This window comes from Paenibacillus sp. FW101-FHT12H11, from assembly GCF_058790355.1.
In genome coordinates this window covers 84,200-106,478 of sequence record NZ_JBYTCO010000001.1, presented here as the reverse complement: position 1 = coordinate 106,478, position 22,279 = coordinate 84,200, and the positions used below count along the sequence as shown (strand labels likewise).

Here is a 22,279-nt window from a genome sequence, read left to right as displayed (position 1 = left end):
TCATCATGCTTTCTCAAAAAATGCTTGGGGATCGACGCCCCACTTTTCTATAAAAATCTTGCGCGAACGCTCCACGATAGCTTGCAGTTGGCTTTCGCTTTTCTTGCCGAAGCTTGCGCTGCCATGATGGAAGATAAAGGTGTCTTCGGTCAGCATCAGCTTGTAGCCGGCTTTCCTCGCGCGATAGCAGTAGTCGTCATCCTCGTAATGCCCGGGACTGAATTGTTCATCCAGGTAACCGATCTTATCCATCACTTCACGTTTGAATAAAAAGCAAAAGCCAATCAAACGCTGAACTTCTTTGTATTTCCCCTTATTTCCCACATTGTACTTCAGAACCATATCCGGCAGATTCGTATATGGCTCTTTCATTTGTTGAATACCGCTGGCATAGTTGGTCATTGGACCTACGATGCCAATATCATGTCGAGAATACAGACAAGTGAGCATATGATCCAACCAATTAGGTGTTAGCAGGACGTCATTATTCAGCAAAAGCACGGAGCTGCCCCTGGCCAGCTTCATGCCGGCGTTACAGGCTGCAGGAAACCCTTTGTTTTCGGAGAAGGACACGAAGGGAACCTGCTCACGAATCAAAGCATCCAGGGTCCCATCGGTAGAGGCATTGTCGACCACAATAATTTCATAGGGGATTCGTGTATGTTCTCTGATGGAGTAGATGCAATCTAGAAGCAACTGTCTTTCATTAAAGCTTGGGATGATGATACTTGTGCTGTTCATATGGATCCCCCCGACAGAGCAGTTCTCGTACGAAGAACATCCTTAAATTCAAGTCTTCTTCCACGTTCATGAAGCAGCATATGGAGGGCCTCCAAATGATCGCCTACAATCAGATTTGAAACGGGATTCGTACTCCCTGTGTTCAATCGGGTAGGTTTGTTGGCCGTAACCACATCGATGCTTGCTGGTGCACAAATACGCAATCCATAACGGATTGCCTTCGCCTGCGCTTTAGGAGGTACCATTAACGCTGCGCTGCCGATAACCTGGAGCGCTTTGCGGGAAAGCATGTGGGGAATCGCCGTCATGGAGTTGGCACCCAGTTCCGGTCGACCCTGAACCCGGTTTACGAATTGTTTCACCATAGACACGCCATCGCGATGCGTGAAGAGACCGATATAAGGGGAAATGTCGTTTAATGCAACATCCCAGCCTTGGTCGATGGCCCGAATGAAAGGCAACAATTCCTCGGTTTGAATCGGGATATCGCCATCCAGGAACAGCACCATGTCGGCTGTGCTAAGCTTGGCGCCAATAGACCTGCCAACGTCATGGCCAACGAGATTCGGATAATGAACAATTGTTGCCCTTGGACACTGCTTGGCGATATGAACGCTATTGTCGATTGAGCCGTTAATGACGACAATAATTTCCTTCATCGGCATTCTTTCCAGTGCGTTCAGCACGCGCGCAATCGTCTTTTCCTCATTAGAAACCGTAATGACGGCTCCAATGGATTGCCTTGTCGGAACAAGTACGAGATTCGGGGTTGGCATCCCCTGTTTCTCGCTATAACCTTCAAGGAACGCTCGGGAGACAGGAAGGTACTGCCCCACCGAAATCGTCCCAATTTCCCCGGATGTATAAAAGGAACACCATAGAGAGTTGATATACGAGTTCGGATCCACCCCATCGATCAACGGGTGGTCCGTAGCATAACGAGCGCCAATTGCGTGTACTCTTCTTTTTAACGCGACAGACAGCGTCGCTGCTGTTCTGGTTGGTCTGGAGCCCCTGCGCAGGCGGCGTACAGGGACGGGGATTCTCACCGTTCTCAGGGTTCTCACTTTTGGCCTTTGTTTCACACGTTTCTTCACTGGTTTATTCAACAGCTTCACCCCACAAAGGTTCGGTCCCTTGTTAAATCCGTTAGCTGACCACGCTCATTCGTCTGTTCATGCAGCCAATTCAGGGCTTCGAGGTGATCTCCAAGAATAAGATTTTGCAGCGGGTCCACCTTAAATTTTCTTCGTTTTCTAGGATTCGTCCGACCCACATTCACGTTGTAAACCTTGTGCAGCGTGAGTCCTTTCACACATGCTATCGTCTGAGCCAGTGGCGGCACGGCTAAATTAGCGGCATGAATCTCGTTTAGCGCTTTACGACTAATAGCGTGCGGGATTGTCGTCATCGAAGCTCCTCGCAAGTCTGGCCGGGAAAGTGCAACATTAAGCGCGTGTTTAGCTAGCACTACAGGATGCACATCCACCTTCTCTGTTTTGCCAGAGTAGCTGTTTAACGCGACATCCACCCCACGATCCACCGCCTGCACGAATGGCCGCAAATCCTTGGCTGCAATCACCATATCCGCATCAATGAACAGGATGGTGTTCCCTCTCGCATGACTCGCGCCAATGCCTCGGGGGACATCATGCCCTAACGATTCCTTAAATGAAATCACCCGTGCCCCCATCTGGCGGGCGATTCGCTCCGTCTCATCGTAGGAGCCATTGACGACCACAATGACTTCTGTAGCTGGATGAACCAATCGGGCTTGACGAATGACGGACGCGATTGTCTTCCCTTCGTTCATTGCAGGGATGACGACAGATACTTTTGGCGATTGATGATTTGAAATGGGCTTGAAAACAGGCCTCGTTCTCCTCCTGGGTACTAACAACTTTCGCTGCCCACGCTGTTTCATGTCCACACCCTCCCACTGTGATGTGCATTCGTTTTCGTTCCCATTGTATGTTTATCCATCCCGATGGACACGGCATACGTTTAAGCCCGTATTATCTCTAGCTCAAAATAGGACATCTATCACAGATCGCCTGCAAGGCAACTGGATCATGTACGTTCGACCTGCTTTTATAGTATGACTGCCTTGGGACAGATTCATATGCACTTACCTAGCTTGGCTAGAAATTGGCGAATGACTACTGCGGTTTTGATGAAAGCGCTTATAGTCAAAAGGAAATTAGCATCGTGTATGTAAAAAAGCCCCATCCCCTTCTATGCCTTAGAAGAAGAGGGGGGCTTGCGTTTGCGCTTGCCTTGAAGAACGCCGGTATTCGCGTTTAACCACGGTTGTTTGGCCGTTCCTTTTTGTTTCACACGAATCGGTAATCCGATGATTTTCCTCGTCAAAATCCGTTGATAACTCACGATAGCTGTCAGATTGTCAGCAACTTGACCGGCCAGCTTCGGCGAACTCTCTACCGAATCGGCCACACTCTCAATGATTCGGGCCAAGGCCCGTTGGCTCTTTGCGAGAGAATCTAGTATATCCAGCTTAATCTGCTGCTCTCTTTCATTTATCTTCATTTGTTAAAGTCGAGGCCTGAACCTCCGAACAAATCGCCAAATCCGCCGCCAGCACTGCCGCCAAGGCTGGAATTATCCTCTTCTGCAATGAGCACGCCCAAGTTTTTGGCGAAGGCTACCTCCATCTTGGTAATGCCATCAATCACCTCAATGAGCTGTTCATGGATATCCACCGCTTGTTTCACATGCTCGGCATTGCTTTCATAGGCGGCTGTTGACAGGTGCTGGCATATCCAGTTGCGCGACTTCTCGGCATGCAGCGCCTTAGCCTCCAGAATGAGAGCTACATTATATTGAATCTTGGCGGTAGCATCCAGGTAAGACAAGTAACTATCATTTCTGCTCAATGTCTCCACTCCCTGCCCCTCATTTATTCATCAGCGGGTTGTTCTTTCATAACCTTCATAATGGGCGAAAGATTGTCCGCGATGGCATCCTCTAAATCGGCAAGACTGTTTAAATAGCTGGTTATCCCTTTGGTTATACTCAAGGAATGTTCCATTAATGCTTCAATTTCTCCGAAGGAAGGATGATGGTCAGGGATTTCACTAACCATCTTCGCCATATGAGCAATCACCTCGCGTTTGGCTTCCAGGGTACGTGCCAACTCGTGCTGCGACTTCGCCATATGCTCCAGAATCGAAGTAATCTGATCCTGCATGTGTATTTCCCTCCTCATGCGCTTAGGCTATCCCAATTAACATATGCGGTTCGGGTTGAAGTGGGAATACACCCCATTCATCCAATTTTTCAAAATCTAGTTTTTCATCTATCAGATTGGATTCCTATAAGGATTTCAGACCAGAACCTGACACTCTCTTCTAACATATACATATAGAAATACTTGCTAAGGAGGGAAACCCTTTGTCCGATAAACACATTCAGTGGCAGCCTTCCAACGTATCCAGGAGCGAGAGGCACCATCTGAATTCCCACAAAAGCTGTGTGCTATGGCTCACAGGGCTTTCCGGCTCAGGCAAATCTTCAATTGCTTATGAAATGGAACGACTGCTCTTCACCCAACATATACGTTCTTACGTCTTGGATGGAGACAATCTTCGGCATGGTTTAAACGGCAACCTTGGTTTTTCCCCGAATGATCGCAGTGAAAACATCCGTAGGACGGCAGAAGCGGCCAAGCTGCTCATGGACGCTGGCATCATTACGATTGTTGCTCTCATTTCGCCCTACCGCGCGGATCGGGAGCTGGCGCGTTCCTTATACGCCGCTGGGGAATTTATCGAGGTTTTCATCGATTGCCCTCTTGAAATCTGCGAGAAACGAGATCCGAAAGGGCTTTATGTAAAAGCGCGGGCAGGCGTTATTCCTGACTTTACGGGAATTTCAGCACCTTATGAGCAGCCCGGCAGACCCGAAATCGTGGTTTCGTCCAATCAACACTCCTTACAAGCATCAGCCTCTCGAATCTATGATTATCTCATTGTCCATAAAGTGATTGCTCCACAATCGAGCTTCACGCTTTAAAACCGTGTCCCGCTCGGGACAAGTCCCAATGAATAGGCTCAACTATTCGTAGTGCGAGCTTGCCCGCAGCAGAACCACACCCCTGCCATCCGCATAGAATGCAATAAGCCTGCTGATGATCGGGGGAATTATTCGCCTATGCTGGTCTACGTGCTAGGAACGTCCAACAAAGCTCATACCAATGCTACGATGGCCAATCTGTCCCATATCGCTCCGAATTGGTCCGTTATGCTCCTGCATGATTACGACGCAGCCGCCTTGAACGATCATCTACTTGCTTATGATCAATCCTTTTTTATGACTCTGCATGCAGGAGACTTACTAAGCAGCAGCTTTATCTCCGAGCTGTCCACGCAGCTTGCAGCGCTGCCGGAGCATTGTGCCGGCATGGTCTATGAACGCGGGGCCGCCAATACCCTGCACAATCTTTCTTCCCCTCCTCTTGTTTGGAGAACAAGCGCAGCGCGATCCAGTGGCCGTCCCTTTTTCCTGGAGAAGGATGAACTGCCCTTTGCCAATTATTTGCTTTACGATAATCAGTTTCATTTAAAGAGAGAATGGTCATGGCAGACCATCGATAGCAAATGGTGGCAGCCCCAGGCCAAACATTACCCCAAATGGCAAAAGGCGCAGGAAGAGTGGGACCTGATCAGACCCATTCTGGAAGCAGGATCAAACACTGCCCTGCCGAAAGCAAAGCCAACTCCCGCCATTAGTATCGTGATATGCACCTACAATAATGCCGACTATCTCCTTTGGGCGATTCGAAGCGTTATTGCACAAAGCATGCCTGATTGGGAACTCATTATTATGGATGATGCCTCCAGCGACAACACGCAGATGAAACTGGCATCCTTACCCGCAGATCCGCGTATTCGTACGTATGTAAACCAAGCTAACTATGGCAAATCCCATTGTTTGAATGCTGCTTTATCGGCAGCTGAGGCCCCTTGGCTGCTGGAGCTTGATGCCGATGACTGGCTGCCCCCAGACGCCATTCGGCGTTTGCTTAACACGGCCGATACCCTAGCACCGGATACTTCACTCTTGTACGGGGATTATTACGAGTGGACAGAAGGAGCACGAAAACAGCTTATTTTCGGAGGGTTACGCAAGACGCCTGTTGCCTTTAACGCTGAGGCGCTGCTTGCCGGAGCTCTTCCGATAGCACCTCGATGCTATCGGGTTGAGACCCTTCACAGCATCCATGGCTGGATGGTGAATGCTCCTTATGGGGGGAGGTTATACGAGGATTTCGAAATCATCATCCGCTTGTCGCACGCTCATCGATTGAAACATCTGCCTGAGCCTCTCTATCATCGGAGAGTCCGCCAATCCAGCATTACGCATCAACATTCCGAGAAGTATGCCGGCTGGATGAAGTGGATGAAGGAACAGACCGTCCTCCTTCGGGGGGACGGAGGAGACACACAGCCGTTGACGTAATCTCCTCCCTTCCGATTACGCTACTACGCGCACATAATCAATCTGATCCGCCACGATGGTCATAATTACTGGTGGACTATAGTAATACGTGTTATTGATTTGTATCGTAAAAATACAATCATCTACGGAAGCTAATGTGCCAATAATAGGCGGATTACTCGTGAAGTACACCTCAACCGTTCTACCGATAAAACTCGCCAGTAACTCTGCGAATGACATAGTTTCTCCTCCTTATATCACGGATTCAATGCTGGAAGCTGGAATAAGGAGAATATCTCCTGACGGCTCAAGAATTTCAATGACATCGGAACCAACAAGGATCAGCGTACCGCTCTCTGTTCCTGCGCCTGTTTGAATGGTGACCTGTGTATTTGAGCGTCCTTCGACTGCTGTTAACGGATTACAGCTTGTGACGGCCTGTTCACGGACCATGAAGTACGTCGTAACGTTACCGTTACCGGTGAAATCCACCACTGAAAATCCTGCCTCCATCAATGATGCAAGAACAGGTGTTAACTTAGCCCCTACCTCAAGTCCGGGAAAATCCAATGTAGCGTCAAAACAGTTAATAACGGCGCGCTGCGTAGCATAACTGTTACCAGCAACAATAACGATTACATCCATCTAACACTTCCTCCTTCAATTAGGTTGTAATAGGATCTGATTTGCCGTTACGGAGCCGCAACCGGTGTATAAGGCCTGAAACCGATGATATGGCAAATCGAGAAAATCACAATTTGATCCATGTCGTTCCCCGTTGTTGGGCGAAGAATCAACGTCGTTTTCCCAATTTTCTCAACCATTCCGATCCGGTTTGGCGGCTCTCCCCCGGAACCTGCTCCGCTTGATGTGAACAGTTCAACCTCTGTATCCCAATATTGCTCCAATAAGTCTCTCAACTCTTCGTTGCAACTCTCATCCGGGTAATCCACTTTAACCTTCACTTCTGTTTTTGGTGTTTCTACTTTGACGTGAACATCGGGTTTAGGAGTCTCTATGTTTACGACAGGCGGAGGTGTTGTGACATGAACTTCCGGGGTTGTTACGTGGACTTCGGGGGGATTTGTTTGCACATTGACTTCCGCTGGAGGGGTCGTAACATGGACAATAGGAGCTTTCGGCTGCTTGCATATGACCTTGATCGTTCTTTTTCTTAATCTTTTCTTGCATACATGACACTTATTTTTCTTGCCTCTTTTCCTCGTGCTGCAGTCATTTTTCCTAACAACACGAGTGGTTTTCTTAACCACGTTGTCTTCTGTTATACGGGACATAGGGCACCTCCAAAGTTTTTACATATCCTAACAAAAATTGGATTCCATCACACTCCTATACTACTCAGCGGAATAGACCCTCGTCCTAGACTATCACCTAAAAATATAAATCTGGGTATCTATCGCGATGCTCGAATGTCATATAGCACTCTTTCAAAGGCATCTACGCTGCGTTCCCACGTCCATTTCGAAGCCTCAATTTCCCCGGCAGCCGCCAGTCTCCTGCGCAAATCGGCATCCTCAATCAGCCGGCCAACATCGGCCGCCAAGCGGTTCTCATAGCGGTAAGACATCAAACCGTTTTGTTCATGCCGGCAGTAATCCATATTTCCCCCATTGTAGGTTGTGACCAAAGCCGCCCCACAGCGCATAGCCTCCAGTCCTGGTAGCGAGGCAGAGTCATAGGTAGAAGAGTTAACGAATATATCCGTCTCGTTGTAGTGATAGGCCATAGCACCATCGTGCCCGGGAGTTAAGTAGCGAAAAGTCGGATGATTGGCTTTGATCGCCTGTAAAAGAGGGGAGCTTCGAAACTCTTCTGGAGGAGACATCAGGTTGATGCGGACATGGGGATACTTGGCCTGCACCATTTCCAGTTGGTTGATCAAATAATCCTGTTCTCTGTGCCAGGAATAACCGCCCTCCGGCCTCCGCATAATCGCCGATATTTGCAGTTGGGTCTGCGTATTGCGAATATGGAGGTTCCTGAAAGCATGACCGACGCCCACCGGCACAATATGCGCCTGATGACCGTGATTCAGTGCAATAAGCTGCTTTTGCCAATTGGAGAGGACAACGGTGTGTTTCGAAATATGATAAGTAGGGAAAGAGAGTTGATTCTCCGGGAGAAAGGTAGGCTCGTAGCATAGGCTTAAGCGGACGTGCACGCCTTTTCCGTTCAAGCTGGCCTGATGGGCTCCGGGTACAATCGTATAGAAATTGGAAACAATGATATCCGCTTTGGGATAATCTTTTTCAAGAATCATATAGTTCTGTTTGGTGCGGATGATTTTGGCATTAATCGTATAGTTTACGACGCCCTCAGGTGGCATTAGCACGCTAACGTCATGCCCTTTGGCCGCAAGCCCATTGACCATTTCAGCCAACATTCTCTGAGCTCCGCCGATGCTGAGTGTAATAATAGGAAAAGTGATCGTCAACCTCTCCTTGGCGATTAAGGCATCCAGCTGTTTCCGGTAGATGGCTTGAATCGACTGGATCTCTTTGACAATTGCGCTTTCATGCTTGCGAGATCCCATTTCGGGGTGCACCCGGTAGCGAACAAGGCTTTCATTTAAATAGAAGAAGTGAAACCGCTTCATGACTCGCATCCAAAAATCATAATCCTGCGTATATTTGCGAGTCTCATTAAAGTAACCCGTCTTCTGGAAGACATCCATATGCAGCATCACGGTACAACCGTTGATAATACAGCCTTTTTGCATGGTTTTATAGAATTCCATTTTGGTGGAACAGCCAATACCTGAAGGGCCTCCAAAGATGGCCCCCTGTCCATCCATATGAACATAGGAGGTGTAGCTGACTTTAGCCCCTTTTTCCTGCATAAAAGCCAATTGCCTAGCTACTTTGTTTGGCTCAAACATATCGTCGGAGCTAAGCCATGCAAAATAATCGCCAGTGGCGCGCCGGATACCGGCATTCAGCGCACTCGCCGTACCGCCGTTTTCTTTTTCCACATAAACAATCCGGTCCATATACGGAACAATTTTCTCCATATGCTGGGTTGAGCCGTCATTAACGACGATGATTTCAATATTCGGATAGGTTTGGCTCAACGCACTTTCAATCGCTGTGCGGACATAAGCACAGTTATAGAAAGGAATCACAATGGAGACTTTCGAATTTGCATTCACGGTTGAAACACCTACCTTGTTTTTAGTTCAGCGAGGCACGTTTGTTGTAAATCTCCTCCAATGCGTTCACGATATTGCGTTCAAAATGGGCTTTCGTTAGTCGTGCCGCACTGGCTTTGCCACCAAGAGCGAGTTTTTCCGCCAACTGGCGATCGGATAACACGGCACAAATGCCCTGCGCCAGCTGCCTGGGATCCCTTGGTTTGGTGACATACGCGCTTTCCATGTGCGAGCAGAAGTCCATGACTCCGCCTGAATTCGTCGTCACGACAGGCGTACCGCAAGCCATGGCCTCCAAGGGAGGCAGCGAGAAGGCTTCAAACCAAGATGATGCGACGAAAACATCGGCTGTCCGGAAGAGCTTCGCCATCTCAAATTCATTTTTGGGATAAAAGATGCGTTCCGGAATACCTAGCGTCACAAGTGAAACTGCGCCATCCGGGCAGATCAGATAAACCATATAATCGCCTGCGTACTCGTTTTTGATAATTTCCATACAAGCATAGAAATCATCAAATCCTTTTAGCGCATAATCTCTCCTATCCCGTGCGATATACAGAATCACTTTCGTCGTTTTCTTGCTAGGATGCGGGTGAATGCGAGGACCTTGCGGACGAAATATGCGAGGGTCTATACCAAGAGATACAATGGTGCTGCGCCGCTCTACGTGATCAAATATTTGCTGATCCAACCAACTGGAAATGGAAAGGATCGGGACATCTTGGGCATAAGTCCATAAAGCTGCCTCGCGGTTAGGTACCCAAAGCGGCTCGAAGCCAAGGCTTAATCTAACCGTTTGTTCTGGCCATGCCTCGAAAGCCGATTGAAAGGTGGTATAGAAATTAGGCAAAATAATATCACCATAAGGAATATATTCTGCTTCCAGCTTCGGAACGATCGTCAGCTTGCAAGGAATGTTATACTTCACGGTTGCCGTCCTGGGGATGACGACCTCAACCTCATGTCCCTTTTTCGTAAGGGCTCCGGCGATATCGACCAATACCTTACAACCGCCACCGATATGCAAATCAGCCGCAGGTATTACGATTTTCATGGTTAACCTCCATTTCTCCGGTTATGACCAAAACATATCTTTTTCATAGCCGGTTTGTATCAATACATCACCTGCCACACGTTTGAAGGCTGCTATAACCTCTTCGTCAAATTCATTTCTCCAACCGCCTACAACACCTTTGCGAAAAGTAAACGAGCTGCCGCTATCCATATTCGCTTCCATGCTGCGAACCAACTTCGCTATCGGCATGGGCGGTACGCTCCCCTTCCACAAAAATTCCGCCATGGCTGTAATCGTTCTACGCCTTGACGCCTTGGAAATCATCAACTCTTCATACGTCGTGATAAAAATACCCGGCACGGACAACCAGCCCTGAAAGACCCCGAACCAGTCTTTAATATTCGGGTAGTCATCCAGCCCATTAATCAGGAGTAAATAACGTTCCTTCTGAGTTGGCAGGGCGACTAACTCCTTATAAATAGGATAATCCGGGAGTTTCTCGATGATGTAATACGTTAGGGACACAAGCACATCCCGCAAATCCCTGATCATAAAGATGGTTTTAATGCCAGGCCGGACAAGGAGTTTGGCCCATTCGGGGGAGTAGTATACATGTCCCATATACACATCATTCGGGACTGCCTTGCTCAGGATTGAAGCTTGTAATGGCAAATCCTTAACCAGACCCTCATAAAAGACATAGTCGTTCATGACCGAACCGGGAATGCCTAACAACAGCTGATTCAGAAGGTTTGTTCCACTTTTGGGAACAGTATTTAGAAAAATAACGGGCCGAAGCTGATAAGCTCTGCGTGCATCCATGATCGGCAGCACCTCCCAATAATTGTTTAGATTTAGCGTATGTGTCACAGCACCAACTTGACCTGTTAATGCGTCTATATCCCTTAACAAAGTTAGAACAGGCACACATTTTACCATTAAAATGGAAAACACCAACTCCCATCCAAGCAAATTCTATTAAATTTAATAGAATATAGGAAAGGAGGTGATTTTCATGTCAAACATTGTTAGCATCGGGACAAGCGTTCCCGGATCATCTAGCGGCTCTCTCAATCGCGTTGTCTCCACGACGCCCATCACACTCGCAGAATTCGGATTAGCGATTCCACAAGGACCGAACAGAGTTCTTCTAACGGCTACCGTTGGTGTCTCCTCTACTCTTCTTGCTCCTGTGCTCCTATTTAACGTGTTGCGTGGCAACGCCGTCATTTTCTCCGCCCGACAAGAAGCCCTTCTGTCCACTGGGCAAGAACTAACCGTCTCCTTCCAAGCCATTGATACCAATGTGCCAGCTACTTCGAACCAAGGCTACTCCTTCACTGTACAATTGGAACCAGGTTTATTAACCGGGGCAACGGTTACAGGTCCAGTTACACTCTCCGGTATTTCTTATACGTATGGCTAACGGAGAACTTTGAATAAAACAGGCTGCCCCAAAAAGATCTTCAAAGATCCGCTGGGGTGGTCTTTTCGTCATACCTGCTTTTACCTATTTTTTCCTAATCATCCTTCCGAATGGGGGATAGTCCACTACTTCCATAGACAAAGGGAATAGACTGTAACCATATGTTGGAAGGAGTGATCTCATTCATGATGAGAGGGAAGCAAGTACTGGTAACAGGTGCAGCCGGCTTTATCGGCAGTCATCTCGTCCACCAGCTAGTTGCGGAAGGTGCGAAGGTCAGGGCCTTTATTCGATATAACTCAACGAATTCACGCGGTTTTCTCGATCAACTGCCCCGTGATATTCAGAAGGAAATTGACGTCGTCAAAGGAGATTTGCGCGATCCTCATGGCGTCTATCGTGCCGTGAAAGGCATGGATACCATTTTTCATTTAGGAGCGCTGATCGCTATTCCTTATTCTTATCAACATCCCACGGATGTTGTGCAAGCCAATGTCATTGGCACCCTAAATATCGCGCAAGCCGCCTTGGATTTAGGGACAGCGAAACTGATTCACACCTCCACCAGCGAAGTGTACGGAAGCGCACGTTATGTGCCTATGGATGAAACGCATCCGCTGCAAGGCCAATCCCCCTACTCCGCAAGTAAGATCGGCGCCGATAAGATCATTGAAAGCTTTTATTGCTCGTATTCACTGCCTGTCGTAACGGTCAGACCCTTCAATGCCTACGGTCCGCGACAGTCCATGCGAGCAGTCATTCCTACCATTATTAATCAAGCGCTGCATCAACCCGAAATCGTCCTCGGCAATCTCAGTGCGACCCGTGATTTTACTTTCGTAGAAGATACCGCCAGAGCTTTTATATGTGCGGCCAGCCATGATGCAGCTATTGGGCAGACGATAAACGCCGGATCAGGGGCGGAAATCTCCATTGGCGAGCTTGCTCAAACCATTCAGCAAATTGTTGGAAAAGATCTGCCTGTGCGTATCGCCAGCGAACGGGTACGGCCGGAAAAAAGCGAAGTGGACCGCCTCTTCTCGGACAGCAGCAAAGCAGCAGCTTTGATGGGATGGAAGCCAACCGTTCCTCTGGTGCAAGGCTTGACTCGGACGATTGAGTGGATGAACAACCATCCCGAGCTGTATCGGCCTAATGAATATGTCGTATAAGGAGTTGATATCTGTGGAAGTCGTAATCATGACGGGCGGCAAGGGGATGCGCATGGCGCCTTATACCAAGGTGCTTCCAAAAGGGTTATTACCCGTTGGCGAACAACCCATACTGGAGATCATCGTGAAACAGCTCCGTAATTATGGGTTTACCTCCATCACCATGGCATGCGGCTACTTGTCGGGGCTTATACAGACCTATTTCGGAGATGGAAGCTCTCGGGGTGTCTCCATCTCTTATTATGTAGAAAATGAGCCCCTGGGCACTGTGGGTCCAATTAAACTCATCAGCCGCAGGTCCGGTCCATTCTTGTTAATTAATTGTGATGTCCTAACTACCTTGGATTTCTCCCGCTTTAGAGATTTTCATATCCAAGGCGGCAGCATACTTACTATCGCTTCACAGAAAAAAGGGATTCCAATTGAGCTTGGGGTCCTCGAAACAAAGGATGAGTATGTCACTAACTTTGTAGAAAAACCTACCCGATCGGCTTATGTCAGCATGGGCATCTATATGATGAATCCGGAAGTAGCCGATTATATCCCTTCCCATCAATATTTCGACATTCCTGATTTGATTCATGCCCTGCTAGACGCAGATGAGAAGGTCCGCCATTATGAAAACAATGATTTCTGGCTCGATATCGGCCGCCCGGTGGATTATACCTTGGCCAATGAGCAATTCGGCAAACTCAAATCTCTCTTGCTGCCCGGCGAACCGGTATGACGAGCACGACGAAGGTGGCGAATCCTCCACTCGTGCTCCTTACGGGGATCAACGGGTTCGTCGGGCAGCACATGGCGGCCTATCTCTTGCACCAAAACATGAACCTGCTCGGGATCGGACGCAGGTCCGGCTGCCTTATGAAGCATCCGAATCTGCACTACCTTTCAGGTGACATCACGCAGAGCGCTGTCCTTACACAGCTTCTTCAAGAGCATCCGGTCACACATATCGTCCACTTGGCCGGAGCTAACGATGTAAGTGCATCTTATGCGGATCCGGTTCAAGTCCTGCATACGAACGCGTGGTCTACGTTACACATGCTGGAAGCTGTAAGATCTGCTGCTACAAGCAGAATTCAAGGGTTTCTAGCCATAGGAACCGCTTATGAATATGATTTTCAAACGATGCCTTTAACAGAAACCTCGCCTATTCTGCCTGTCAGCCCCTACGCCTGGAGCAAACAGATCATGACTTCATTCATGCAAATGTATGGCAGCGCATATGCCGTTCCAACGTTCATAGCCAGGACTTTCAATTTGATTGGCCCAGGAAACGCAACCGGTGTATGCGCTCTGCTCGCCAAGCAAGTCGCGATGATGGAAAAAGGCCATCTCCCTCCTAAGCTCGTTATGGGCAACACCGCTGTACAGCGCGACTTTCTTGACGTACGTGATGCTGTTATCGCCTACGCCTCACTCCTGCAGCTAACCGCAGCACCTTTCGGCCAAATATTTAATGTATGCAGTGGAGCAGCCTCCCCCATTAGTGCCATTGTTGACCTGCTGCAGCATTATGCCGCAATCACTTTCGAGGTGGTAGTCGACGAGCGTTTAATACGCCCTAACGAAGCCCCCCTCGTTCAAGGGGATAACACCAAGCTTCGCGCAGCAACCGGTTGGGCACCCACCCTTTCACTCGCCCAGTCGGTATCCGATACATTGGATTACTATCGAAGCCTCATATGAAAAGGAGATTTACGCGATGAAGATCATGACAGTCCTAGGAACACGCCCCGAAATTATCCGGTTAAGCTTAGTGATCGCCAAACTGGATCTCCTTGCCGATTCACATCTACTCGTGCATTCCGGACAAAATTATGATCGCACGCTAAGCGACGTCTTTTTCGAGCAAATGGGCATTCGGCTCCCCGACGTTCATGTTCGGCTTCAAGCGCAAACCGTTGGCGAGCAAATTGCGCAAATGTTCGTCGAAGTTGAGAAAGTGCTGCTGAAGGAGAAACCGGATCGCATGCTCGTTCTTGGCGATACCAACAGTGCGCTCACCGCTCTCATAGGCGAGCGGCATGGTGTTCCCGTCTATCACATGGAAGCTGGAAATCGCTGTTATGATACCCGCGTTCCTGAAGAGATTAATAGAAAAGCAATCGACGCCATCTCTACCTGCAATATGCCTTATACGCCCGGCGCGCGCGAGAACTTGCTGCGGGACGGTGTTCCTTCTCAGCGAATTTGGATGACGGGGAATCCGATTTATGAGGTGATGGAGCATTACAAAGGGCAGGCGGATGCGAGTCGTATTTTAGACGAACTAGGCCTATCGGATAAGGGATATCTCCTCGTTACCGCCCACCGGGCCGAAAACGTCGATAATGAAGCCCGACTGCGGCAAATTATCGAAGGTTTGCAGCTTGTAGCCGAAGATACACAGCTCCCTATCATCTGCAGCACGCATCCCCGCACGAAGGACCGCCTCGATAAGCTTGGGGTTATGGCTTCCCACCCGCTCATTCGTTTCCTTCCGCCATTTGGGTTTTTCGACTTTCTGAAGCTGCAGAAGCATGCCGTCTGCGTCATTACGGATAGCGGCACGGTGCAGGAAGAAAGCTGCATTCTGGGCGTACCGGCCGTCACCATTCGCCAAAGCACCGAGCGGCCGGAAACTTTGCTTTGCGGCAGCAATTTACTTTCCGGTCTTGTGCCTGAGCGGATCGCCGCCAGCGTCAAGCTGATGATGCAGCCTCACCATACATGGCAGTGTCCAGATGGCTATCTGGACCCGAATGTATCGAGTAAGGTTGTCAATATTGTACTAGGAGGACAGAGCTATGTTTCATAATCAAACAATCCTCATCACAGGGGGAACCGGATCTTGGGGGCAGGAGCTTACCCGCAGCCTCTTGCAGGAGGGACCTAAGGAAATTCGCATTTTCTCCCGAAACGAATTCTCACAAGTGAAGATGCAGCGAGACTTCGCCTTCCATCCTTCTCTCACTTTTATGATCGGTGATGTCCGGGATCAGGAAGCTGTCGAGGACGCCTGCCGGAACGTCGATTATGTCTTTCATTTGGCCGCCCTCAAACACGTGCCGATCTGTGAAGCCCAACCGGATGAAGCGCTCAAAACGAATGTAAAAGGAACCGAAAATGTCATCCGAGGCAGTATTCGGGGCGGCGTCAAAAAAGTCATCGACGTCTCCACCGATAAAGCCGTAGATCCGATCAATTTTTACGGGATGACAAAAGCTTTGGGAGAGAAACTCATGGTTCGGGCGAATGATCTCAGCTCCACAACCCAGTTTGTCTGTATTCGAGGCGGCAATGTGCTTGGCACCAACGGCAGCGTCGTCCCTTTCTTCAAAAACCGCATATTGCAAGGAGAAGCCCTCCCTCTTACGCACAAGGACATGACCCGTTTCTTCCTGACGCTGCCTGAAGCGATTGAATTGCTGCTAAGCGCGGCCAAAGCGGCTGTAGGCGGAGAAACCTTTGTGATGAAAATGAATGCCTGCCTCATTCTTGATTTGGCTGAAGTCCTCATGGAGCAATTATCGGACCAACCTCTGTCCGTGAAGGATGTCGGTATCCGTCCCGGAGAGAAGCTGCATGAAGTGCTTATTTCTTCACATGAAATCCCTTATACCTACCAATACAACGAGAAATACTTTGTCATCCTCCCTGCGAATGCGACGCCCTCCCTCTATGACCATTACAGTCATTTGCCCAAAACAACCTTCACCCAGTATGCCTCCAACGATTCACTCATGACATCCCAAGAGATTTTACAGATGCTGCTTAAAGGAGGATTTCTTCCTTGAAACTACTCATTATCGGCGGTCAGGGCATGGCCGGACACATGTTGAAAAGCTATTTTACCCGTCAGCATAAGGGTGACGTATGGACGACCGTGCGATCCGCCGATCCGGCGGACCCTCGGGCTGTAGCGCTGGACGTCAGGAACGATGAGCACTTGCGGCATCTGCTGAAACAGATTGGGCCGGATGCCGTCATCAACGCTGTCGGCTTGCTGAATGAAGAGGCTAGAACGCGGCAGGCTGAAGCCATTTATGTCAACAGCCTGTTTCCCCATATGCTGGCTGAATTTGCGGAGCCGTATGGCTTCCGCCTTTTTCACATCAGCACCGATTGTGTGTTCTCAGGTTCGCGCGGAGATTACACGGAATCTGATCCCGCGGATGCCCTGTCGGTTTACGGCAAAAGCAAAAGCCTGGGCGAAGTCATCGGCCAGAGCGTGTTGACGATCCGCACTTCGATTATCGGGCCTGAGTTAAAGCAGAACGGCATTGGGCTCTTTCACTGGTTTATGCAGCAGAAAGGCGACATTCAGGGCTATCGCAAGGTGTTCTGGAACGGGGTTACGACGTTGGAGTTGGCTAAAGCCATCGACTGGTGCTTCCAGCATCCTATTGATGGGCTTGTACACCTTGCCGGCCAGCCAAAGCTCTCCAAATATGACTTGCTGAAGCTGATTCAGCAGCAGTTCCATCATGATGCCGTCACCATTCACGCTAACGATGAATTCCTATCCGACAAGAGCTTAGTCTCCACAAGAGCTGACTTCAACTATCCGGTTTCTTCTTATCCCCAAATGATTGCTGACTTGCATGCGTGGATGAAACACGCTGACTAGCCTCTCACACTTTGCCAGCTCCAGAATATGATAAATACAGCGCATCAGCGAAACAAATCATAAGGTGGTGAGTGCCGCAATGGATATGACGCCTACTCACATAAATGAACTGATCCAAAAAAAATTGGTCATTATCGTAATCGCTCACGAGAACGAACAGGTATTGGCGGCACAGGTCGAAAATATTCATTTTTTTAATCCTGAAGCCGGCATTCTTCTTTACAACGGCGGGCCTAATCCCGATTTCGGAAAAAACGTGAACATCTGGTCCTTTCCGCACAGCCATCCCTTAAAAGCCGGCATTATCGCGCCGGGTATGTGGGAGATCATGAAATGGCTGGAGGAAATTGGCGCCGGCTATGAATATCTCATGTCGCTGGATCATGATGTGATGTTTGTGAAACACGGCTTCCAGCCCTTCTTGGATGAGGTGATGGCTGAGTCCGACAGCATGGGCTGGAGGCTCGAAAACAACCGGGATCACGACTTCTCCCTGCCTGTACGAAACATGATGAAGGAATGGCATTTATGGCAGCCGGTTTTCCGGACAGAAGGCTTTCTGACCTACTTTAACCCTGGCCAAGTCTACAGGCATGATATCGTCAGACGTATGCTCGCACATGTCGACCATGCCGCCGTAGATCACCTGTTCGGTATAACGGAGGCCGCTGCTTTGGAAGAAGTTTTCTTTGTCACACTGGCTATGGCCTGCGGCGGCAGGGTTCGGGAATACCCCGAGGGAGCCAAGTATAACGATATGGTCCGCTGGGGCGAAAACGTCACCTTTGAAAATGTACAGCGGCATCGAGATCATCCTTACTACTATTGGATTCATCCGGTAAAAGGGGATAAACTGCTGGAGATGCATCAGCTTTTGCTTCCCAAACCGGAACCAATGCCAGTTGCCTTGCCCGCTCCTCGCCCTGCCGCTCTAAGAAGAAAAAGAATCAGGCGCAGGAGACTTCTGAAGAGAGCACTTCCTCGAAGACGCATCAAACGGCGTAAGCTCAAGTTCGGAAAGCGCAGCCGAAAAAGAATGATAAAGAAGCTTGCCAAAAAGCCGCTGCGTTCCCGATCTGCCACGAAACAAAAAACGGCCAAACCCAAAAAGAGGACGAAGCTGGGATAATCCCCACTCCGTCCTCTTATTTATTTATCCACCCATTCAATCCCGATTGTCAGTTTATTTGCACCCAAATCGCTCTTATGACTCACTTTAAATTCCATATCAACATTCGGCAAGGTGATTTGTTTACCTCGAATAACGAGATTATCTGCTGTTATTTGATCCGCAATTTTTCTTAGCAGTTCAGCAAACTGCAAGCCCCGGCCGACAAATTCCTCTTCTGACCTCATAGTGTTCCCCCTCAAAATCCCTTGATGAGTTTCTTAAGAACAGGCAGCTTCTCCATTTCAAATAACACAATCTTGTTCAGCTTTTTCTCGTCCCCTGGTTCGCCTTTTTTGAAAGGCGTTTTGACATAGCCATAATGCTTATGCGGAAACAGCAAATCAATATAAAGCACCTGCATTTGCTCAGGCGTGAACGGAAGAACAGCTTCATAATAGCTCATGCACCGTTTCAGCTCATCGGCATCCCAGCGTCCCAGTTCTTCCATGCGCTTTGTCAGGAGCTTCCGGATATCGCGCAATGGAATGTCATACGTCAGATTATCCAAGTCCAACACACACACGCCTCGATCCGTCCTAATCGCATTGCCCTTGCCGTAATCCTGATGGCACATGTAACCGTGATGACCGATGTCAGCCACCCAATCCGCATAACAGGACGCTTCCAGCAGCTTGACGGCATGGCTTGCCATCTGAATCATCGTATCGCCGGTCTTCACATAAGACTGATGGAAAAGCGTTTTTCCTTGCTTAGCCTGCTCTTTCCACTGCTTGAGCTCTTCGCACATCCCGCTAAAATGACTCGGCCATACCCCCATTCGGTTATAGACCTCACAGTCATCAGGAGGGATAAACCCTACGGTATCCTTATGGAATTGAGCGAGACCCTTCAACCCCGTATAGAGATGCTCCGGCACCCGATCCATTTCCAAGTCGCTTCCCACGACCCAAGCATAGAGAACCAACGCATAACCTTCATGGACAAAATAGAGCTGGCCATCCTTCGTTGGAATAATCGCTGCAACATTGGCTCCTTTTTGGTACAGATAAGCCTGTGCTGCTGTGGTGAATTTGACGATCGGAATGGACTTCCGTATCCGCTTCAGACAAACGGTTCCTACAGAAGTCTCCAGCTTCCATATCGTTTTAATGCCTCCGCTTTGTATAACCTGGATGTTTTTAATGACTATCTGTGGATAACTTTGTGCCATGAGACGTTTCCCCAAATGGAGTTCTTCCTGACTAGGAACCACGTTTCACCACCTCATCCAGACGGGCGAGGAACGATTTCAGAACCGCATTTTTGCTCAGCTCGGTAGAGATCATATCTTTCAAACGAACGATATGTTTGTCAACCGTCCATTGGTCCTCGCGGTTTTCATAATATTTGGACACTTGTCCGTAAAACAAATGGGGAAACTGAATATCTGCTGCCAGAATCAGATATTGTTCTTTCGTTAAAGGATTGACCTGCTGGTAAAACTTCATCATTTTGAGCATCATCGGGAGGTTCCAGTTGGCGTCTTTCTTCATGACCTTGTTTAATATTTTCCTCATATCGCGCACAGGCAGATCTACCGTCAAGGAATCCATGTCGTAGACATAGAGTTTTCCATCTTTGCCTACAACCAAATTACCCGCTGCAAAATCTTGATGGCACAGTGTTTTGGTCTTCTCCGTTTCCTTCACCCATTGTTCAAAATACGGCTGATTCAGCGTCGTAAGTGCTGCTTGCGCTTGCTGTAGGAAAGTATCTATATTCGCTAGGAAGACACGGTCAAACTCATTTTTATTTTTAACCTGCTGACGCTGCTCTTTCCAGGCTTTCAGGCGCTCCATTCTCGTTTGCAAATCCGATTTCCATTTCGTCAACAGATAGGAAGGGTAGAAACCGTTGGGAGATTCGATCCCTCTTGATGCTTTATGAAAAGCTGCCATTCCTTTTAGCATGAGAGCTAAATCACCATCATTGTTATATTCCGGTGAACGTCCGTATACGGTTTCAAAAACGACGAAATATTCCCCATTTAATTTCACATAACCTTCGCCAGAACTGGTTTTGAGCACGCCAGGCGTGTTAACGCCATTGTTTTTGAGATAGGTAATGGCATGGAGCATGAAATCAATATGGGTTTCATCGAATGGCACCTTTTTCATAATCCATTCACCCATGTCGGTTTGGATGGACCAGACTGCTTTTTTCCCTTTAAAGGATAAGAGATAAATATTTTTCACCTTCAAAGGATAGTGCGTCATAACCTTCTTCACTACGTCCGAAAAAGTAGTATCCATGCTGACACCTCCGTAGATGTATGGCCTCAAGCTTTAAGCTCATTTGCTTTTGTCTGGGGCGTATAAGTTTTCAAGCCGCTTAGCCGCATGCTCGAAACCAAAGTTGCTCTCTACAACCACTCTGCCTGCTTTGCCTAGACGCAGTGCTTCGGCAGGATTGGATAGCAGAAACGTAATCGCCTTTACGAACGCCCCTGGATTGCTGTAATCTTCGATCACAATACCGTTAGCATTCGGTTTGATAATTTCTGCATTCCCTCCGCGATTGGTTGTAATGATCGGAAGTCCCGCGCCCATCGCTTCAAAATGAACTCTCGCCAGAGGTTCCTGCCACTGGGAAGAGCAAACGAAAATATCTCCTAGCAAATAGTGGACGGGAATCTCGCTCGGTGGAACAAAACCTGTGAAGATCACCCGGTCCCCAAGCGATTTGGCCAGTTGGCGAAGATTTGCCCCGTACTCATCCAACTGCTCATTATGGAACCATTTACTTCCGATAATAACGAGCACGACATCTTTCTGGGTCCTGCTTACCTGCTCAACGGCCTTGATCAGCACGTCGGGACCTTTCGTTTTGCTTAATCGCCCTACGAATAAAATGACCTTTTTATTGTCCACGCCATATTTTTGGCGGAGTTCCTTCCGAAGATCCTGCGCTTCAGATGTCCAGATCGGCTTATAATGCTGCAAGTTGATACCTGAGTATACCGTCTTCACTTTTCCCTTGGCCGAAGGGAAACGGCTGATAATCGTTTGGCCGATATAATTGGAAATCGACATAATTTTATGAACCATTTTGATCACGGAACGACCCACTTCCGGTGTGATCTTTCCTTCTCGGAACATCTCGTTATGGCAGCTGACGACAAAACGGGCGTTCGGCATGGCTGCTTTATAGGCAGGCACATTTTTCGGACGGTTAAACACGTGGATCACATCATACTTTTGGTTGCCGGCGCGCTGCTTAGACAGCTCCTTGGCAACGTCGTTCACGTAATCCTCGCGCGGAATCCGTATATATTTGACTCCGTCAACCACTTCCCGATTGGGGAGATCGGGGTCCGTAATGCAGAAAATCGTGAGATCATGCCTACTGCCAATATGCGGGGTGACGCCATTGATTAGAATTTGAATGGCGCCACCCCTAATAGGCGGAACGGTAAGCATTTCAGTGCAAATAAATGCAATCTTCATCTTTACCACTCCAATCAGTGATTCTTCGTGGAGGTTTTAATCCTCAATCCTCATGATTATGCCACAT

At 48.5% G+C, this 22,279-nt stretch carries 26 protein-coding genes; 10 read left to right on the top strand and 16 right to left on the bottom strand.

Annotated elements, in window-relative coordinates; all coding sequences use genetic code 11:
- Positions 1 to 3: 3 nt before the first annotated feature.
- The 6 genes from AC3WTJ_RS00605 to AC3WTJ_RS00580 all read right to left on the bottom strand — a co-directional run bounded on the left by AC3WTJ_RS00605 (position 4) and on the right by AC3WTJ_RS00580 (position 3,949).
- The gene (locus AC3WTJ_RS00605) at positions 4 to 741 is read right to left on the bottom strand and encodes a glycosyltransferase family 2 protein (RefSeq protein ID WP_127456604.1); all 738 of its coding nucleotides are present in this window, start codon (positions 739 to 741) and stop codon (positions 4 to 6) included.
- Positions 738 to 1,850: a glycosyltransferase family 2 protein gene (locus AC3WTJ_RS00600; protein ID WP_492520126.1), complete on the bottom strand. Its 1,113-nt coding sequence runs from the start codon at positions 1,848 to 1,850 to the stop codon at positions 738 to 740. The genes AC3WTJ_RS00605 and AC3WTJ_RS00600 overlap by 4 nt, the downstream gene beginning before the upstream one ends.
- A 5-nt stretch (positions 1,851 to 1,855) precedes the next feature.
- A complete protein-coding gene (locus tag AC3WTJ_RS00595) occupies positions 1,856 to 2,665 on the bottom strand; it encodes a glycosyltransferase family 2 protein (RefSeq protein WP_492520125.1) in 810 nt (269 codons plus the stop codon).
- A gap of 311 nt (positions 2,666 to 2,976) precedes the next feature.
- The gene (locus AC3WTJ_RS00590; protein ID WP_407869259.1) at positions 2,977 to 3,216 is read right to left on the bottom strand and encodes a hypothetical protein; all 240 of its coding nucleotides are present in this window, start codon (positions 3,214 to 3,216) and stop codon (positions 2,977 to 2,979) included.
- Positions 3,217 to 3,284: 68 nt separating this feature from the next.
- Entirely contained in the window at positions 3,285 to 3,635 is a 351-nt protein-coding gene (locus AC3WTJ_RS00585; protein WP_157325868.1) for an alpha-helical endospore appendage domain-containing protein, read from the bottom strand.
- Positions 3,636 to 3,658: 23 nt separating this feature from the next.
- On the bottom strand, positions 3,659 to 3,949 hold the full coding sequence (locus AC3WTJ_RS00580; RefSeq protein ID WP_492520124.1) for a hypothetical protein: 291 nt from the start codon (positions 3,947 to 3,949) through the stop codon (positions 3,659 to 3,661).
- A 203-nt stretch (positions 3,950 to 4,152) separates the two neighbouring features.
- Here AC3WTJ_RS00580 and cysC point away from each other — a divergent pair, with 203 nt between their 5' ends.
- Both cysC and AC3WTJ_RS00570 read left to right on the top strand, forming a co-directional pair.
- The gene (cysC, locus tag AC3WTJ_RS00575) at positions 4,153 to 4,773 is read left to right on the top strand and encodes an adenylyl-sulfate kinase (RefSeq protein WP_492520123.1); all 621 of its coding nucleotides are present in this window, start codon (positions 4,153 to 4,155) and stop codon (positions 4,771 to 4,773) included.
- A gap of 138 nt (positions 4,774 to 4,911) precedes the next feature.
- The gene (locus AC3WTJ_RS00570; protein WP_492520122.1) at positions 4,912 to 6,219 is read left to right on the top strand and encodes a glycosyltransferase family 2 protein; all 1,308 of its coding nucleotides are present in this window, start codon (positions 4,912 to 4,914) and stop codon (positions 6,217 to 6,219) included.
- Positions 6,220 to 6,234: 15 nt separating this feature from the next.
- Here the strand turns inward: AC3WTJ_RS00570 and AC3WTJ_RS00565 are convergent, their stop codons facing one another.
- The 6 genes from AC3WTJ_RS00565 to AC3WTJ_RS00540 form a co-directional block, all read right to left on the bottom strand.
- Entirely contained in the window at positions 6,235 to 6,438 is a 204-nt protein-coding gene (locus tag AC3WTJ_RS00565; protein ID WP_492520121.1) for a hypothetical protein, read from the bottom strand.
- Positions 6,439 to 6,450: 12 nt separating this feature from the next.
- Positions 6,451 to 6,843 (bottom strand): hypothetical protein, encoded by a 393-nt coding sequence (locus tag AC3WTJ_RS00560; protein WP_492520120.1) that lies wholly within the window; start codon positions 6,841 to 6,843, stop codon positions 6,451 to 6,453.
- A gap of 47 nt (positions 6,844 to 6,890) precedes the next feature.
- On the bottom strand, positions 6,891 to 7,493 hold the full coding sequence (locus tag AC3WTJ_RS00555; RefSeq protein ID WP_492520119.1) for a hypothetical protein: 603 nt from the start codon (positions 7,491 to 7,493) through the stop codon (positions 6,891 to 6,893).
- A 119-nt stretch (positions 7,494 to 7,612) separates the two neighbouring features.
- Positions 7,613 to 9,367: a glycosyltransferase gene (locus tag AC3WTJ_RS00550; protein ID WP_492520118.1), complete on the bottom strand. Its 1,755-nt coding sequence runs from the start codon at positions 9,365 to 9,367 to the stop codon at positions 7,613 to 7,615.
- Between the two features lie 22 nt (positions 9,368 to 9,389).
- On the bottom strand, positions 9,390 to 10,421 hold the full coding sequence (locus tag AC3WTJ_RS00545) for a glycosyltransferase family 4 protein (RefSeq protein ID WP_492520117.1): 1,032 nt from the start codon (positions 10,419 to 10,421) through the stop codon (positions 9,390 to 9,392).
- A gap of 21 nt (positions 10,422 to 10,442) precedes the next feature.
- Positions 10,443 to 11,204, bottom strand: a complete 762-nt coding sequence (locus tag AC3WTJ_RS00540) for a sulfotransferase domain-containing protein (RefSeq protein WP_492520116.1) — start codon at positions 11,202 to 11,204, stop codon at positions 10,443 to 10,445.
- A gap of 193 nt (positions 11,205 to 11,397) precedes the next feature.
- On the opposite strand from AC3WTJ_RS00540, the gene AC3WTJ_RS00535 reads away from it, so the two are divergent.
- The 8 genes from AC3WTJ_RS00535 (at position 11,398) to AC3WTJ_RS00500 (ending at position 18,724) form a co-directional block, all read left to right on the top strand.
- Positions 11,398 to 11,808 carry a hypothetical protein gene (locus AC3WTJ_RS00535; RefSeq protein ID WP_127456591.1) on the top strand — a complete coding sequence of 137 codons (411 nt, stop codon included), beginning with the start codon at positions 11,398 to 11,400 and terminating at the stop codon, positions 11,806 to 11,808.
- 188 nt (positions 11,809 to 11,996) lie between these two features.
- Complete coding sequence (locus tag AC3WTJ_RS00530; RefSeq protein ID WP_492520944.1) at positions 11,997 to 12,980, top strand: SDR family NAD(P)-dependent oxidoreductase; 984 nt, start codon at positions 11,997 to 11,999, stop codon at positions 12,978 to 12,980.
- 13 nt (positions 12,981 to 12,993) lie between these two features.
- Positions 12,994 to 13,707, top strand: coding sequence for a sugar phosphate nucleotidyltransferase (locus AC3WTJ_RS00525; protein WP_492520115.1), 714 nt, complete (start codon positions 12,994 to 12,996; stop codon positions 13,705 to 13,707).
- On the top strand, positions 13,704 to 14,672 hold the full coding sequence (locus AC3WTJ_RS00520; RefSeq protein WP_492520114.1) for a GDP-mannose 4,6-dehydratase: 969 nt from the start codon (positions 13,704 to 13,706) through the stop codon (positions 14,670 to 14,672). The genes AC3WTJ_RS00525 and AC3WTJ_RS00520 overlap by 4 nt, the downstream gene beginning before the upstream one ends.
- Positions 14,673 to 14,688: 16 nt before the next feature.
- Positions 14,689 to 15,783 (top strand): non-hydrolyzing UDP-N-acetylglucosamine 2-epimerase, encoded by a 1,095-nt coding sequence (wecB, locus tag AC3WTJ_RS00515; protein WP_492520113.1) that lies wholly within the window; start codon positions 14,689 to 14,691, stop codon positions 15,781 to 15,783.
- Complete coding sequence (locus AC3WTJ_RS00510; protein ID WP_407869271.1) at positions 15,773 to 16,762, top strand: polysaccharide biosynthesis protein; 990 nt, start codon at positions 15,773 to 15,775, stop codon at positions 16,760 to 16,762. The genes wecB and AC3WTJ_RS00510 overlap by 11 nt, the downstream gene beginning before the upstream one ends.
- Positions 16,759 to 17,595, top strand: a complete 837-nt coding sequence (locus AC3WTJ_RS00505) for an SDR family oxidoreductase (RefSeq protein WP_492520112.1) — start codon at positions 16,759 to 16,761, stop codon at positions 17,593 to 17,595. The genes AC3WTJ_RS00510 and AC3WTJ_RS00505 overlap by 4 nt, the downstream gene beginning before the upstream one ends.
- 79 nt (positions 17,596 to 17,674) lie before the next feature.
- Entirely contained in the window at positions 17,675 to 18,724 is a 1,050-nt protein-coding gene (locus AC3WTJ_RS00500) for a hypothetical protein (RefSeq protein ID WP_492520111.1), read from the top strand.
- A 20-nt stretch (positions 18,725 to 18,744) separates the two neighbouring features.
- On the opposite strand, the gene AC3WTJ_RS00495 is transcribed toward AC3WTJ_RS00500, so the two are convergent.
- Genes AC3WTJ_RS00495 through AC3WTJ_RS00480 form a run of 4 tightly spaced genes read right to left on the bottom strand, consistent with a single transcriptional unit; the run spans position 18,745 to position 22,212 of the window.
- Positions 18,745 to 18,951, bottom strand: a complete 207-nt coding sequence (locus AC3WTJ_RS00495) for a hypothetical protein (RefSeq protein WP_315953694.1) — start codon at positions 18,949 to 18,951, stop codon at positions 18,745 to 18,747.
- An 11-nt stretch (positions 18,952 to 18,962) separates the two neighbouring features.
- Entirely contained in the window at positions 18,963 to 19,937 is a 975-nt protein-coding gene (locus tag AC3WTJ_RS00490; protein ID WP_492520110.1) for a CotS family spore coat protein, read from the bottom strand.
- 31 nt (positions 19,938 to 19,968) lie between these two features.
- Positions 19,969 to 21,018: a CotS family spore coat protein gene (locus AC3WTJ_RS00485; RefSeq protein ID WP_492520109.1), complete on the bottom strand. Its 1,050-nt coding sequence runs from the start codon at positions 21,016 to 21,018 to the stop codon at positions 19,969 to 19,971.
- Positions 21,019 to 21,057: 39 nt separating this feature from the next.
- Positions 21,058 to 22,212 (bottom strand): glycosyltransferase family 4 protein, encoded by a 1,155-nt coding sequence (locus tag AC3WTJ_RS00480; protein ID WP_492520108.1) that lies wholly within the window; start codon positions 22,210 to 22,212, stop codon positions 21,058 to 21,060.
- Positions 22,213 to 22,279: the final 67 nt, after the last annotated feature.

What these genes read in the sequence shown, in the direction of transcription:
- AC3WTJ_RS00605 (WP_127456604.1), bottom strand. Translation starts at nt 741, where the DNA reads ATGAACAGCACAAGTATCATCATCCCAAGCTTTAATGAAAGACAGTTG.
- AC3WTJ_RS00595 (WP_492520125.1), bottom strand. Translation starts at nt 2,665, where the DNA reads ATGAAACAGCGTGGGCAGCGAAAGTTGTTAGTACCCAGGAGGAGAACG.
- AC3WTJ_RS00580 (WP_492520124.1), bottom strand. Translation starts at nt 3,949, where the DNA reads ATGCAGGATCAGATTACTTCGATTCTGGAGCATATGGCGAAGTCGCAG.
- AC3WTJ_RS00570 (WP_492520122.1), top strand. Translation starts at nt 4,912, where the DNA reads ATGCTGGTCTACGTGCTAGGAACGTCCAACAAAGCTCATACCAATGCT.
- AC3WTJ_RS00565 (WP_492520121.1), bottom strand. Translation starts at nt 6,438, where the DNA reads ATGTCATTCGCAGAGTTACTGGCGAGTTTTATCGGTAGAACGGTTGAG.
- AC3WTJ_RS00560 (WP_492520120.1), bottom strand. Translation starts at nt 6,843, where the DNA reads ATGGATGTAATCGTTATTGTTGCTGGTAACAGTTATGCTACGCAGCGC.
- AC3WTJ_RS00555 (WP_492520119.1), bottom strand. Translation starts at nt 7,493, where the DNA reads ATGTCCCGTATAACAGAAGACAACGTGGTTAAGAAAACCACTCGTGTT.
- AC3WTJ_RS00545 (WP_492520117.1), bottom strand. Translation starts at nt 10,421, where the DNA reads ATGAAAATCGTAATACCTGCGGCTGATTTGCATATCGGTGGCGGTTGT.
- AC3WTJ_RS00540 (WP_492520116.1), bottom strand. Translation starts at nt 11,204, where the DNA reads ATGGATGCACGCAGAGCTTATCAGCTTCGGCCCGTTATTTTTCTAAAT.
- AC3WTJ_RS00535 (WP_127456591.1), top strand. Translation starts at nt 11,398, where the DNA reads ATGTCAAACATTGTTAGCATCGGGACAAGCGTTCCCGGATCATCTAGC.
- AC3WTJ_RS00530 (WP_492520944.1), top strand. Translation starts at nt 11,997, where the DNA reads ATGAGAGGGAAGCAAGTACTGGTAACAGGTGCAGCCGGCTTTATCGGC.
- AC3WTJ_RS00520 (WP_492520114.1), top strand. Translation starts at nt 13,704, where the DNA reads ATGACGAGCACGACGAAGGTGGCGAATCCTCCACTCGTGCTCCTTACG.
- wecB (WP_492520113.1), top strand. Translation starts at nt 14,689, where the DNA reads ATGAAGATCATGACAGTCCTAGGAACACGCCCCGAAATTATCCGGTTA.
- AC3WTJ_RS00510 (WP_407869271.1), top strand. Translation starts at nt 15,773, where the DNA reads ATGTTTCATAATCAAACAATCCTCATCACAGGGGGAACCGGATCTTGG.
- AC3WTJ_RS00500 (WP_492520111.1), top strand. Translation starts at nt 17,675, where the DNA reads ATGGATATGACGCCTACTCACATAAATGAACTGATCCAAAAAAAATTG.
- AC3WTJ_RS00495 (WP_315953694.1), bottom strand. Translation starts at nt 18,951, where the DNA reads ATGAGGTCAGAAGAGGAATTTGTCGGCCGGGGCTTGCAGTTTGCTGAA.
- AC3WTJ_RS00490 (WP_492520110.1), bottom strand. Translation starts at nt 19,937, where the DNA reads ATGGCACAAAGTTATCCACAGATAGTCATTAAAAACATCCAGGTTATA.
- AC3WTJ_RS00485 (WP_492520109.1), bottom strand. Translation starts at nt 21,018, where the DNA reads ATGGATACTACTTTTTCGGACGTAGTGAAGAAGGTTATGACGCACTAT.
- AC3WTJ_RS00480 (WP_492520108.1), bottom strand. Translation starts at nt 22,212, where the DNA reads ATGAAGATTGCATTTATTTGCACTGAAATGCTTACCGTTCCGCCTATT.